The organism is Dorea hominis (assembly GCF_014287705.1).
Taxonomy (GTDB): Bacteria; Bacillota; Clostridia; order Lachnospirales; family Lachnospiraceae; genus Dorea_D; species Dorea_D hominis.
Genome location: NZ_JACOOY010000014.1, coordinates 67,397 through 81,451 on the forward strand (window position 1 = coordinate 67,397; position 14,055 = coordinate 81,451).

Sequence of the window (14,055 nt, forward strand, 5' to 3'; positions counted from 1 at the left end):
TGCGGACAGTTCTCTCTGGCAGGGAATGATACATACTCCTCTTCTTCAACGCCTTTACGTATAAACTCACTGAATATCATATCTATCGATTCTGTTTTTGTCAAGGATTTTACACAGATTTCAGAAATCCTTAAGGTTTGACTTTCACTTTTTTACTTCTTATAATAAAGTTATCATAATCGATAGAAAGAGGGAAGAAATCATGAAAAAGAAATTTACCACACTGTTAGTCGCTTTATTGCTGACAGTTCTGCTTCCTATGCCATTACCGGCACAGGCCGCTGATTCAGATGCTGATGTCTGCACACACGACTGGTCTGAATGGGAGGTAGTAAAAGAAGCAACTGTATTTAGAACCGGTACAAAAGAACGCTTTTGTTGGTATTGCGACAGCATTCAAACCAAAACAACTCCAAAAATAAAAGCATATGCTAAAATAGCACCAAAATCGCTAACGCTTTATAAGGGAAAATCAAAAAAGCTTAAAGTTTCCTATGGAAGAGGAGATTCTGTAAAAAAATGGAAATCTAGCAATAAAAAACTGGCATCTGTCACACAAACCGGGAAAATCAAAGCAAAGAAAAACGGAAAAGTTAAAATAACTGTCACCTTAAAATCCGGAAAAAAAGCTACGTGCAAAGTACGGATCATTACTAAAAAGAGAAAACCAAAACCGAAAAAGACTTCTGGAACCGTATATTGGACTCCTTCCGGACAAGTCTACCACAGCACCAGAAGCTGCCCTACGCTTAGCCGCTCTCGTGTTGTAAAATCAGGATCACTCGCCTCATGTCCAAAGAAAAGGCCTTGCAAAGTTTGTCATTAGTATCAAAAGTTTTGAAAAGCATGAACTATATAAAGTTCATGCTTTTTAATATGTACAGCCAGCCTGTCAGTGTGAATGCACTGAACAATGTAGTAAGCATTACAACACTGGAACTAAGGACTCCTTCATGTCCCATATTTTTGGCCATCACAAAACAGCTTACTGTTGTCGCTGATCCCAGCATTACCAGTATCGCCACCAGTTCTTCTCTCCGGAATCCAAGCATAATCGCAATCGGAAGAAAGATTGCCGCAAGACCAATTAATTTCATAAATGTTGCAACTGCTGCCGGTTTCACTTTTGCAAATGCCTTCTTTATATCGAAAGTAGCTCCCATTGCCATAAGCCCCATCGGCGTTGCAACACCGCCAATATTTGTTACCGTCTTCTGCATAATATGTGGCATCTTAAGTCCAAGTGCAGACCAAAGAAGTCCTGCTACAATTCCTAAAATAATCGGATTCGTCACAATACCTTTTGCTGTTCTTTTTAAAACAGCCTTATCAAGTCCACTCTGTCCCGGCTTAAAGAGGGATAACACCAATACTGCCATAATATTATAAAGCGGCACACTTCCAATGATCATAACCGGTGCCATTCCTGCATTTCCGTATATATTCTGTATAAATGCAATTCCCAGAAGAGCTGCACTGCTCCTGTAGGACGCCTGAATAAATTCTCCTCTCAAAGCTCTTTCTTTTAACCCCAGTGACATAAATGATACCAGTGTAATACTGAAAAATGTTGCCAGAAAACAAAACAATACAAATTTCATATTCCATACTTCGTGAAAATCGACTGTGGCCAGATCACTAAACACTAAAACCGGAAGCGGAACCACAAATACGAATTTGTTCATTTTCTGTGCAAATACATCATCAATCCATCCGATTTTGTGAAATAATAGTCCCAGAATCATAAGTAAAAAAATCGGGACGGTTGCATTTAAACTAAATATCAGATTTTCCATTTTCTCTTCTGTTCCTTCTTATACAATATTATCAGGTTAAAATTCTCACATATTTTATCATATTTTTTGTCTATAAACAATGAAAAAGAGACCGCACTCTGTTTGTACACTCCATAGAAGGGGAGCATCTCATTCATGCGTAAGTCTCTTTTTCATTTTCATATTATAGGGTTCTATGTTAAAAATCTACTGCGTTAATTTTTTTCGTGTACACACAGCTGTTTTGGTACATGCCAATCCACCTATTGTTGCACACTTTAATTCTGATGGCAGGCGCTTCTCTACATCAATCAGTGCATCGATCACCTCGTCCGGCGGAATAAAGCTTCTTACTCCTGCCAAAGCCATATCGGAAGAAATATAAGCATTTGCCACACCAACTGCATTTCGCTTTATACATGGAACTTCAATCGGTGCTGCTATCGGATCACACACAAGTCCCAGCAAATTCTTCATACAAATAGCCATTGCATGCATAATTGCTTCCTTATCTTCAGTGAAAATACTGGCCATACCTGCTGATGTAATTGCACTGGATACTCCTACTTCTCCCTGGCAGCCTCCGACAGATCCTGAAAAAGACACATCACAAGCAGCCATTATAACGCCAATCAATGCACTTACAAACAGCCCGTCTTCAATCTGTTTATCTGAAAGTTGATGTACCTGTTGCAATGCAGTCATGCATCCAGGTGCAATTCCTGAGGAACCTGCAGTTGGAGCTGCGACAATACATCCCATGGAGCCATTATATTCCATAACTCCAAGAGCCATTGCTGTCGCAAGTGGAATCGTACCTCCTGAAATCGTCTCTTCTTTCTCCACTGCCTGCATCAGCATTTTTCCATCTTTTCCACTGGTAAGTCCATAGAGCAGCTGATGCTCTTCCTGTCCTTTTTTCACAGATTCTTTCATCAAAAGCCACTGTTCATGCATTCGGTCACGAATTACTTTTTCCGAAAATCCGGATCGTAAGGATTCATATCTGACAGCAGTCTCTGCCAGTGTTAAATTCTCCTTTTCAGCATATTCACAAACGCTGTCACAAGAACTGATCCATTCTACATGTCTTTTAGAGGATCCATAGGCAAGAACCGGTGACGCAAGACTTATTTTTTTCACCATGTTCTGCCCGCGAAGCAGCTCAAGCATACTCTCATCCGGTTTTTCAAGAAACGTACCACACGTTACATATTCTTGTTTTTCTGAAATGCCCTGCTGTACTTCTTTTGCTCCTGCAAATGTCTCTTTTGCCAGCTCTGTTTCACTCCATACTATCACATGCCAGGTATCCGCTGTCAGACGCATAGGAACCCGGTCAATTTCACTGATAAGAATGCTTCCGCCACCTATTGAAGTTCCAAATACGGAATATTCTTCACCATCTTTTGTATATACTGTAACTCTGGCTGAATTTTCCGGATATTTTCCTTCTTCCAGAAAATCTACCTTTGTCTCCACTCCGTTCGCATGTGCGATTGCAATTGCATCACGAATCTCCGGATCATCTTCCGACATTCCAAGCGTTCCGCCAAAAAGTGCTGCATCAGAACGATGTCCATAATAAGTAGTTCTCATTTTCGGACTCAACGTCAATCTGACAGAAGCTGCTTCCACCTGTAAAATACGATTTGCCATCATTCCTATTCTGGCCATACCAGCTGTGTGAGAGCTGGACGGACCGATCATAACCGGTCCTATTATTTCAAAAATACTTGTTTCCATTTTCCTCTCCTCTTTCTTTTACACAAGGCCAAACAGTCTTGGTAATGCCATAGAAATTGGTTCAATATAAGTAGTAAGTAACACAATCGGCAGATATCCGATCAGTAAAAATACGGCTGTATTTTTCATCATTTCTCCAAATTCCGCATGGCCGATTTTCATTCCAAAATACAACACACTTGCATATGGAGGTGTCAGGCATCCTGCCGATAAATTTACAACCATAATTGCTGCAAAATGCACCGGTGAGATTCCATATGCATTAATTAATGGAAGTAACAGCGGAGCACAAAGCATAATTGCTGTTGTATCATTAACAATCATTCCTACAAAAAGGAGAAATACATTTACCATCAGCAGAACAACATATTTATTATCTGTGAACCCAAGGAATACATTTACGAGCATCTGTGGAATCTGAAGCTGTGTCATTGCCTGACTCAGTAACAGACAGAAAAAGATCATCATAAAAATAGATCCTATAGAAGATGCTGTAGATCGTAACATATTCAGCGTATTTTTTGCTTTCAATCTGCGATACACAAAGATTCCTAATAAAATTGCAAGCACCGCACATACAGACGCAGCTTCCGTTGCAGTAAAGATACCTCCGTAAATTCCTCCAAGAATAATTACAGGCATCATAAGTGCAGGAATGGATTCAATGATTACTTTTTTCTTTGATTTTGGCTTTTCTTCTGCTACTGTTTCTTCTACTACCGGAGCATTCGCATATTTTCTTGCATATACAATATTTAAAACAGAAAAGGTTATAATTGTTAAAATTCCAGGTACTACAGTTGAAAGAAAGCCTGCCAGAATACTGGTTCCTGTTGCCCAACCATAAATAATAAGAGGAACACTCGGTGGAATTAAGCTTCCCAAAATAGAGGAACAAGTCACCAAAGAAGTCGCAAATCCTCTGGAATATCCTTCTTTTCGAAGCTCTGGAATCATAATTCCTCCAAGAGCTGCTATTCCGGTGAATGCACTTCCTGAAATAGCTCCCATGATACCACAAATGACAACAACGATAACTCCGAGCGCGCCTTTAATTTTTCCTACAAATACTCTGGCAAGTCCTACCAGTTTCTCTGCCATGCCGCTTTCTGCGATTAAATTTCCTGCTATTACAAACATCGGTACTGCAAGAAGCGAGGTACTGATCATCTGTGAATATCCCCACACAAACAAAGATCTCACAGGCACATTACAAGTTGCTACCAGGAAAATCAAAGCTCCGGCAAAACAATACGGTAATGGAATACCTATCAATAACAGAATCAATAACAAGCACATACAAATTGCAAATGCAACCATTACATTCATGATCTATTTCCTCCTTCTTCCCATTTTTCTTTGAATTTAACGATATTTTTTACAGTTCCGACTAATGTATATACACACATCAGTGTCAATCCTGTAAGAATTGCCAGTTCTCCGATTGGCATAGGGATTCCAAGCACTGCACTTTTCTTTCCGATTTCCAGACTATGTATCGAATATTGTACCGCCCAGTCAAACACATATATTGCTAATGCACTGGCACCGATATTACAAATGATTTCTGTAATCTGAACTGCATGTTTATTTTTTGAAACCGCCTTCACAAGTCCGCATTCAATATGGGAATTCGTATATGCTGCACACGCTCCGCCAAGGAAATATACCCAAATAGTAGGAAATGTCAGTAATTCTTCAATTCCAAATAAAGGCATATTAAAAAATCGTAAAATAACCTGTAACGTCACGAGGAATACCATAAATAAAGCCAATATAGAACAAATGACTTCACAGACATTTCCAACTATGTCAAGAAAGCGTTCTATTTTTTCTCCAAGTACTTTCATCTCTTTTTCCTCCTATTGATTTTGAATCTTCTTACTCAACTTGCCCCATACGGAACCATATTCAGAACCAATTTTTGGCCATACTTTTTTCCGCACATAATCTCGATAATCATCGATTACTTTATTTCCCGGTTCGTATACTTCTACACCTTTTTCTTTGAATAACTTAATATACTTTTTCTCATTACTCTTAGCAAGTTTAAATGCTTCATCCTCAATTTCTTTTGCACTCTTCTGCACAATCTGCTTTTCCTCTGCCGACAATGTTTTCCAGGTATCCATACTCATATAGATCCAGTGACATTCCATATGCGTCTTTGTACAATACAAATATTTACACAATTCACCGTAATCGTTCCAGTACTGTTCTGCACCACCACCAGACACACCATCTACAACTCCTGTCTGTAACGCAGTAAATGTATCAGATGTCGGCAACGGTGTTGTGGAAAAGCCAATTGCAGTTCCGAACTCTTCAAATGCTTTTTGCTGAGGAACACGAATTTTCAGTCCTTTTTTTGCACCTGGGGTTTCAATATTTTTCGCTGGCTTTGTTGTCATAATTGCACCGAAATATTTAGGAATTACGGCTAAAAGTTTGATATTTTCTTTTTTCAACTGGCCGCTTACATACTGATATACCATTCCGTCATTCGAATTATACAATGCCATTGCTTCATCCCAGCTTGTTGCCAGATATGGAGCAATTTGTACAGATAACGTAGAGTTAACAGATGGCGACATCGATCCTAACATTAACTGGATTTCTCCCATACCTGCGCATTCTTGAACAACCGTATAATCCCCCAGTTGGTTGTTTGGATAAATATTAATCTGTAAATTATCCATCTGACTCGTCAATTTATCCGCAAATTCATTGGCAAGTTTATCGTTATCCGTGCCTTCCGCTCTTGTGTGTGCAAATTTCCAAATTCTTTTTCCACTTTTCGTCTCGCCGGATGCATTTTGACCACTATTCGCACATCCTGCAAGAAGTCCAACCGCAAAGACGCATGCAAAAATCGCACTCAAGACTCTTTTTCTCATTCCTTGTATCCTCCTTGTTATTTTGTATTGTCTGGTTGTCTGACAGCCTTACATTTAATATACATTAAATCCATCAAAAGTCAAGTAGTTATTTGAAATTGTTTCAAAAAAACATGAGTTGTCGCAACAATTTAGACAACTCATGTTTTTATTCTATTTATTTCTCATTTTTCTAGTTAAATGATATTCCACAATCTTTCGAGCTCGCTCGGCATCATGATCTTTTAATGCCTGAATCACCTCACCATGTTCACGATGGTATGATAACACCTCTTCAAGCTCCGAGTCCTTTTCAAACTCTTCTCTTTCCTCCAAAACCATCTGCACCAATGAATTATATAGCGCCATCAGCACATCATTATGAAGCATCTTCACAATGTAAGCATGAAATTCATGTCCTTTTTTTTCAGACTCTTCATCCCGGCCCTGTAACGTATCTTCTACCATCTCTTCATAATTTTTCTGTAAATATGCAATATCTTCTTCCGTACACTGCTTTGCTGCAAGGTAAGCCGCCTGAGATTCCAATATTAATCTGCACTGTAAGATCTCATCATAATAATGTTCATTGCTCATCATTTCCATCAGACGATTATCATTGATTCTCTGTAACGCATTCGGTGCAATATAAGTTCCCTGTCCGGTCCGCGCCTCCAGGATTCCTAACACCTGCAAAGATTTTATTGCCTCTCTTATGGAACTTCTGCCAACCTGGAATTCTTTTGCCAGTTCTATTTCCCCTTGAATACGTTCTCCCTCTTTCCAGGTCCCGTCTTCAATCTGTTTTTTTATCTGTGTTGATATATCTTCGTATACTTTATTCTTCTGAATTGGCGTAATCATAAATTCATTCCCCATCTTTCTCTAATATTAAGATATACTTTTTCAATTTGTATTTATCTTATCACATTTTATACTTGAAACCCACCTATTTTTATCTCCTTTAACTGGCTTGCTTAGTTTTGTTATATCTGGCTTTTTCAAACACACCACTTTAGTGCTAAGATAAGTGTAGTTTTGATGAAGGGAAGTTACACTATGACAAAAAAAATTGCCGTAATCAATGATTTATCCGGATTCGGCAGGTGTTCTCTTACTGCAGCAATCTCTGTCATTGCCGCTATGGGAGTGCAGCCCTGTCCGCTGCCGACAGCAGTGTTATCCGCTCAGACCGGATATCCGAGTTATTATTGTGATGATTATACAGAGAAGATGGAGTATTTTCGAAGCGAATGGAAAAAGATGGGGCAGACTTTTGACGGTATTTACACCGGATTCGTAGCAAGCGAGCAGCAAATTGACCAGATTTTTCATTTCGTAGAAACATTTGACACACCGGACACATTCTTATTAGTCGATCCGGTTATGGGGGACGATGGGCACACCTACGCAATGTTCACTCCCGAACTGTTGCGCAAAATGAAAAAACTTGCCATGACCGCTGACATTATCACACCAAATCTGACAGAGCTGACATTACTCACGGATGCTTCTTATCATGAACTGGTTGCCATTTCCGATGCAGAATCTATGATGAAAGAAATCGTGAAGCTGGCACAGAGTCTTTGTGAAGCCGGACCTTCTAAAGTTATTGTAACCGGAATCCGTTTTTCTGATAATGACGGAACTCGCAAAATGGGAAACCTCTATGTTACAAAAGAAGTGCAGACACTTGTCGCTTTTCCATATATCGGTGGCAGTTATTCCGGAACCGGAGATCTTTTTGCTTCCTGCTTAAGCGCAGGGATTGCAAGGGGATATGACGTACCAGCCACCATTAAACTCGCCGGTACATTTCTGGAAGCCGCACTTACTGACTCTGTCAGGGAACATATTCCGGCTAATGATGGTGTAAATTATGAGCAATATCTGGCAATGCTTACTGCCGGATTAAAAAAGGAGATTTAATAATGAATGAGAAACAGCAAAAACCAGTTACTTTATTGACTGTCACCGGATTATTCGCAGCAATCATCACCTTGATGACTGCATATATCTGTCATATACCTTACGGTGCAAACGGTGGATATATCCACTTCGGTGATGCCCTGATCTATGTCGCAGCTGTGATCCTGCCAAGACCATATGCGATGGCTGCCGCTGCGATCGGCGGAGGACTTGCAGACCTTCTGACTGCACCAATGTGGGCGCCGGCAACGATTATAATCAAGATGCTGATCACATTACCATTTACAAGCAAAAACGGTCGCATGCTGAACGGACGTAATATCATTGCACCTTTCCTCGCCGCTCTTATTTCCGCAACCGGTTATTATCTTGCCCAAGGAATCCTCTTTGGTTCCTGGATATCTGTCATCGTTTCTTTTGCAGGAAGCGCTGTACAGTCCGGTGGAAGTGCTGTGATTTTCCTTGTACTTGCATGTGCAATGGATAAAGCACATATCAAAAATAAAGCAGAATTGATTTTATATCAGTAAATCTAAAATATTATCTGCTTGAGCTGCCGCAGACAGCTTTCTAATGAAATACTTTAAGATAGGAGAACAAAAAATGGCTGACATTTTATACACATACAAAAACCAGGTATACGCAAACATTACAAATCAATGCAACTGCAGATGCACCTTCTGCATCCGAAGTCACGAAGACGGTGTCGGTGATGCCGAGACCCTCTGGCACAAAAAAGATCCGACACTGGAAGAGATTAAAGCTGCCATGGATGCTTTTGATTTTACCGGTTATGATGAGCTTGTTTACTGCGGTTATGGAGAACCGACCTGTGCGCTCGACATCCTTCTGGCATCCGCAAAATATGCCAAAGAAAAATACGGTGTAAAAATCCGCATTAATACAAACGGACTTGGCAATCTTCAGCACGGACGAGATATTGTTCCGGAACTTGCCCCGGTTGTCGATGCACTTTCCATCAGTCTGAATGCACCGGATGCCGAAAAATACAATGCTGTCACAAGACCTCGTTTCGAAGGAGCTTTTGAAGCTATGCTTTCCTTTGCACAGGAAGCCCATAAAGTGATCCCGTCGGTAAGATTATCCATTGTAGATGTTCTCCCGGAAGATCAGATTGAAGCCTGTAAGAAGCTGACCGCTGACCTTGGTGTGCCGCTGAAAATCCGTAAATTTGCTTAAATCTTGTTATTACTTCTGTATAGACTTCGGCGTACAGTGCATGTACCGCTTGAAAATCTGGCCAAAATACGCCGGGCTGGCAAATCCAACCAGTCCGGCTGTCTCTGCAACGCTCTTTCCTTTTTTCAGAAGTGGAATACTTTTCTGTATCCGAAGAGACATCAGATATTCCAGAATGGTCATATCCATATGTTTCTTAAAAAATCTACAACATTCACTTTTACAAATATTCACATGTGCTGCTATATCATCCAGATTGATGTCACGGCTGTAATTCTGTTCCATGTAAGAAAGCATTTTCCTGAGACGTTCCAGATGCACTGCGCTCTCCGCTTTTGCATGCGGTCTTTTTCTGTATTCCCGGTACAGATAATCCCAGATCCTAAGGACTTCCTGCTGGATCTGCATCTCATAATCTTCCGGCTGTTCATCCATAAGTTTCTGGATCTTAACCATCCGCCGCAAAATGTCCTGATGCCACTCTATATCTTTTTCCAGCTTAAGCGCTGCAAAACTGCTGTCATCAACCAATGGCTCCACATATTTACTGTGAAAAACACTTCCCTCATATCCGTAAACCAGACGCGGATGAAAGGTAATGGATAAATATGTACATTCCTTCCGGTCACGCCGGTATCCGGCATGCAGCGTCCGGCTGTTTCCAAACATACCTTCGCCCTCTTCCAGATTATATATCTTTTCATTAATGTGGTATTCCATCTCTCCGGATACGATCTTCGTAATCTCGATCTCCGGGTGCCAGTGCCACAAAAATGCACCCTGTTCATAGGACTCAATATGCTCCACAGCTACATTTAACGGGAAACTGTAACTGCCATGTTCCTTGATTTCTTTCTGATTCTCTTCAATATTAATCTGCATTTTCCACTTCCTCAATATTCTTATAGTATTGTCTATTATTCTTATTGCGAGTGTTTATTTATCTCATTATTATTATCATAGTTCAACAAAGCATTTATCGCAACTATAAAATAAAAAAGAATGGAGAATAAAAAATGACAGAGAAATTAATGGAAACTTTTCAGAATCTTTTCGGTGCCGACGGAGATATCCGCACGTATTTCGCACCTGGACGCGTAAACTTGATCGGAGAACATACAGATTATAATGGCGGACACGTATTTCCATGTGCATTAACACTTGGAACTTATGCGGTAGCAAGAAAAAGAGACGACCGTGTTCTCCGCTTCTATTCTGAAAACTTCGCTTCCCTTGGTGTGATTGAGACAAGTCTTGATGACCTTGTACCAGATGAAAAAGCAGACTGGACAAACTATCCAAAGGGAGTGATGTGGACATTCGAGAAACGCGGCTACAAACTTCCGCAGGGAATGGACATTGCTATTTACGGTGATATTCCAAACGGTTCCGGACTGTCCTCTTCTGCTTCCCTGGAAGTACTGACAGGTATTGTGTTAAAAGATATGTTTGGATTTGATGAGATTACGATGCCGGAGATTGCACAGATCGGACAGTATTCTGAAAATAACTTCAATGGTTGCAACTGTGGAATCATGGATCAGTTTGCAAGTGCCATGGGTAAAAAAGACAATGCGATTTTCCTTGACACAAATACTCTGGAATACGAATATGCACCGGTTGTACTCCCAGATGCAAAAATCGTTATCACAAACAGTAAAGTAAAACACAGTCTTGTAGATTCTGCATACAATGACCGCAGAAGTGAATGTGAAACTGCTCTGGAAGAACTGAAATCCGAAATGCCGATCGTTACTCTCGACGATCTTACGGAAGCAGAGTTCGAAGCACACAAAGATACAATCAAAGATCCTGTAAGACAGCTCCGTGCAAAACATGCTGTATACGAAAACCAGCGAACCATCCGTGCAGTCGCTGCATTGAAAGCAAACAATATTGAAGAATTTGGTAAATTGATGAACGAATCCCACATTTCTCTAAAAAATGATTACGAAGTATCCTGCGAAGAAATCGATATTCTCGTAGACCTTGCATGGGAAATCCCGGGCGTTATCGGTTCCCGTATCACAGGAGGCGGATTCGGCGGATGTACTGTCAGCATTGTAAAAAACGATGCGGTTGATACATTTATCGAAAAAGTTGGTAACGGATATAAAGAGCAGACCGGAAACACTGCTGAGTTCTATGTTGTAGAAGTTGGCGATGGCGCACACCGTCTGAGCTAGGAGGAATTCAGATGTTATATGAAAATATCAGACATTTAGTAGACTATGGAATCAGAACCGGACTGACACCGGAATGTGAACGGATCTATACAACAAATCTTCTGTTAGATCTTTTTCACGAAGATAACTACGAAGAGCCGGAAGCTGTGGCTTATGGCTCTCCGGATCTTGAAACAATCCTTGCAAACCTTTTAAATATTGCCGTAGAACGTGGAATCATTGAAGACAATGTTGTTTACCGCGATCTCTTCGACACAAAGCTTATGAACTGTCTGCTTCCAAGACCCGCACAGGTACAGGCAGCTTTCTGGGAAAAATATGCTATTTCCCCAGAAAAAGCAACGGACTATTATTATAAATTCAGTCAGGACAGTGATTACATCCGCCGCTACCGCGTAGCAAAAGACCTGAAGTGGAAAGTCGATTCTCCATACGGTGAAATTGACATTACAATCAATTTATCCAAACCGGAGAAAGATCCAAAAGCAATCGCTGCCGCAAGAAATGCTGCCGCAAGCAGCTACCCGAAATGTCAGCTTTGCATGGAAAATGAAGGTTACGCCGGAAGAGTCAATCATCCGGCGAGAGAAAACCACCGTATTATTCCGATTACGATCAATCAGAGTAACTGGGGATTCCAGTATTCCCCATATGTATACTATAATGAGCACTGCATCGTCTTTAATGGTGAACATGTGCCAATGAAGATCGACCGTGCTGCATTTACCAAATTATTTGATTTTATCAAATTATTTCCACATTATTTCCTTGGTTCCAATGCCGATCTTCCGATTGTCGGTGGCTCTATCTTAAGCCACGATCATTTTCAGGGCGGACACTATACATTCGCCATGGCGAAAGCAAAAATCGAACTTCCGGTAACGATTCCGGGATATGAAGATGTGGAAGCCGGTATTGTAAAATGGCCATTATCCGTACTTCGCATCCGCAGCAAAGACACATCACGCCTGATCGATCTTGCGGAACATGTATTAAACTGCTGGAGATCTTATACGGATGAAGATGCATTTATTTATGCTGAAACAAACGGTGAACCGCACAACACGATTACACCGATTGCCAGAAAAAACGGTGATACTTATGAGCTGGATCTGACACTTCGCAACAACATTACGACCGACGAACATCCGTTAGGTGTTTATCACCCGCATGCACAGTATCATCATATTAAGAAGGAAAATATCGGACTGATCGAAGTTATGGGACTTGCCGTACTTCCATCCCGTCTGAAAGAAGAACTGGAACTTCTTGCCGATTACATTGTAAATGGCAAAGATATCCGTTCAAACAAAAAAATCGAAAAGCATGCAGACTGGGTAGAAGAATTTCTTCCGACTTACGACAATATTACAAAAGAAAATGTTATGGAAATCCTTCAGAAAGAGGTTGGCAACGTCTTCACACACGTACTGGAAGATGCCGGTGTATATAAATGCACCGAACAGGGACGTGCTGATTTTCTGAAATTTATTCACACGCTGTAAGAAAAAATGCCTTCCCTGACCATTATAAAATCCTTTAGGTTAGGATAAGATTTTCTTAAGAAATTTTATAAACATTTCCAGTTTTTGTCATATTGCCGTCACAATTTGCTTATATACTAACAGTATCAACTAAAGAGGACGTCGGATGTATAGCCTGGGGAGTAGCTCTTATGTCTGCCGGACCTCGCCTAGACAATTACTGAATAACAGTTTATATAGATTTTTCATTTTACCCTCTCAAAAAGACCGGTGCACCACCTGATGCACCGGTCTTTCTTTACTGCTCTCTGAAATAAACTTCTCCTGTCTCAGTGTTCATATTGTCAACGATCGCCAGCGACTCTAACTGGAATCCCAGATTACGGATGACTCTTCCACCTGCCTGGAATCCCTTCTCAATTACAATTCCGATGCCTTCTACGGTTGCACCGGCAGACTGCACAATCTGGATCAATCCCTGAAGTGCACATCCGTTTGCAAGGAAATCATCAATTAATAACACATGGTCATCTTCGCTTAAAAATTTCTTCGCAACAATAACCTGGTTCTTGCATTTGTGTGTAAAAGATTCTACTTCTGCTACATACATTTCACCTTCCAGATTGATGCTCTTCGTCTTCTTCGCAAATACAACCGGTGCGTTAAAATACTGTGCTACAATACAGGCAATTCCGATACCGGAAGCTTCTATTGTAAGAATCTTATTAATATTCTTGCCTTCAAAACGTCTCTTAAATTCCTTACCGATCTCATTAAACAGTTTCCTAAATCATCAGATGGATATTGAACTGTTTAATGAGATCGGTAAGGAATTTAAGAGACGTTTTGAAGGCAAGAA

The 14,055-nt window shown here is 40.6% G+C and carries 13 protein-coding genes, 1 pseudogene and 1 other annotated feature (1 of these 15 running past the window's edge); of the genes and pseudogenes, 6 read left to right on the forward strand and 8 right to left on the reverse strand.

Annotated features, from left to right (window positions below; genetic code table 11):
- Positions 1-58 (reverse strand) — a binding site (T-box leader) (it extends 213 nt beyond the left edge of the window).
- 144 nt (positions 59-202) lie between these two features.
- Positions 203-826: an Ig-like domain-containing protein gene (locus H8S07_RS10920; protein ID WP_021860747.1), complete on the forward strand. Its 624-nt coding sequence runs from the start codon at positions 203-205 to the stop codon at positions 824-826.
- A gap of 25 nt (positions 827-851) precedes the next feature.
- Here H8S07_RS10920 and H8S07_RS10925 read toward each other — a convergent pair whose 3' ends face one another.
- From H8S07_RS10925 to H8S07_RS10950, 6 genes are all read right to left on the reverse strand, one after another.
- Entirely contained in the window at positions 852-1,796 is a 945-nt protein-coding gene (locus H8S07_RS10925; protein ID WP_118659429.1) for an AEC family transporter, read from the reverse strand.
- Positions 1,797-1,982: 186 nt separating this feature from the next.
- Positions 1,983-3,521 carry an L-serine ammonia-lyase, iron-sulfur-dependent, subunit alpha gene (locus tag H8S07_RS10930; protein WP_117536905.1) on the reverse strand — a complete coding sequence of 513 codons (1,539 nt, stop codon included), beginning with the start codon at positions 3,519-3,521 and terminating at the stop codon, positions 1,983-1,985.
- Between the two features lie 18 nt (positions 3,522-3,539).
- Complete coding sequence (locus tag H8S07_RS10935; protein ID WP_117536906.1) at positions 3,540-4,850, reverse strand: TRAP transporter large permease; 1,311 nt, start codon at positions 4,848-4,850, stop codon at positions 3,540-3,542.
- The gene (locus tag H8S07_RS10940) at positions 4,847-5,371 is read right to left on the reverse strand and encodes a TRAP transporter small permease (protein ID WP_117536907.1); all 525 of its coding nucleotides are present in this window, start codon (positions 5,369-5,371) and stop codon (positions 4,847-4,849) included. The genes H8S07_RS10935 and H8S07_RS10940 overlap by 4 nt, the downstream gene beginning before the upstream one ends.
- A 12-nt stretch (positions 5,372-5,383) precedes the next feature.
- The gene (gene dctP, locus H8S07_RS10945) at positions 5,384-6,418 is read right to left on the reverse strand and encodes a TRAP transporter substrate-binding protein DctP (RefSeq protein ID WP_117536908.1); all 1,035 of its coding nucleotides are present in this window, start codon (positions 6,416-6,418) and stop codon (positions 5,384-5,386) included.
- Positions 6,419-6,571: 153 nt separating this feature from the next.
- Complete coding sequence (locus H8S07_RS10950) at positions 6,572-7,261, reverse strand: FadR/GntR family transcriptional regulator (protein ID WP_158549875.1); 690 nt, start codon at positions 7,259-7,261, stop codon at positions 6,572-6,574.
- Between the two features lie 195 nt (positions 7,262-7,456).
- On the opposite strand from H8S07_RS10950, the gene H8S07_RS10955 reads away from it, so the two are divergent.
- From H8S07_RS10955 to H8S07_RS10965, 3 genes are all read left to right on the forward strand, one after another.
- Entirely contained in the window at positions 7,457-8,326 is an 870-nt protein-coding gene (locus H8S07_RS10955) for a pyridoxamine kinase (RefSeq protein WP_117536910.1), read from the forward strand.
- Positions 8,327-8,328: 2 nt separating this feature from the next.
- A complete protein-coding gene (locus H8S07_RS10960) occupies positions 8,329-8,856 on the forward strand; it encodes a TIGR04002 family protein (protein WP_117536911.1) in 528 nt (175 codons plus the stop codon).
- A 73-nt stretch (positions 8,857-8,929) separates the two neighbouring features.
- Complete coding sequence (locus H8S07_RS10965) at positions 8,930-9,526, forward strand: TIGR04100 family radical SAM protein (protein ID WP_021860742.1); 597 nt, start codon at positions 8,930-8,932, stop codon at positions 9,524-9,526.
- A 9-nt stretch (positions 9,527-9,535) separates the two neighbouring features.
- Here H8S07_RS10965 and H8S07_RS10970 read toward each other — a convergent pair whose 3' ends face one another.
- Complete coding sequence (locus tag H8S07_RS10970) at positions 9,536-10,408, reverse strand: helix-turn-helix transcriptional regulator (protein ID WP_117536912.1); 873 nt, start codon at positions 10,406-10,408, stop codon at positions 9,536-9,538.
- A gap of 134 nt (positions 10,409-10,542) precedes the next feature.
- Between H8S07_RS10970 and H8S07_RS10975 the strand changes: the two genes are divergently transcribed.
- Together H8S07_RS10975 and galT are read left to right on the forward strand one after the other, a co-directional pair.
- The gene (locus H8S07_RS10975; RefSeq protein ID WP_186856005.1) at positions 10,543-11,712 is read left to right on the forward strand and encodes a galactokinase; all 1,170 of its coding nucleotides are present in this window, start codon (positions 10,543-10,545) and stop codon (positions 11,710-11,712) included.
- A gap of 11 nt (positions 11,713-11,723) precedes the next feature.
- Positions 11,724-13,217 carry a UDP-glucose--hexose-1-phosphate uridylyltransferase gene (gene galT, locus H8S07_RS10980; protein ID WP_117536913.1) on the forward strand — a complete coding sequence of 498 codons (1,494 nt, stop codon included), beginning with the start codon at positions 11,724-11,726 and terminating at the stop codon, positions 13,215-13,217.
- A gap of 277 nt (positions 13,218-13,494) precedes the next feature.
- On the opposite strand, the pseudogene H8S07_RS10985 reads toward galT, so the two are convergent.
- A pseudogene (locus H8S07_RS10985) lies at positions 13,495-13,977 on the reverse strand (xanthine phosphoribosyltransferase); the annotation flags it as partial.
- Between the last annotated feature and the right edge of the window lie 78 nt (positions 13,978-14,055).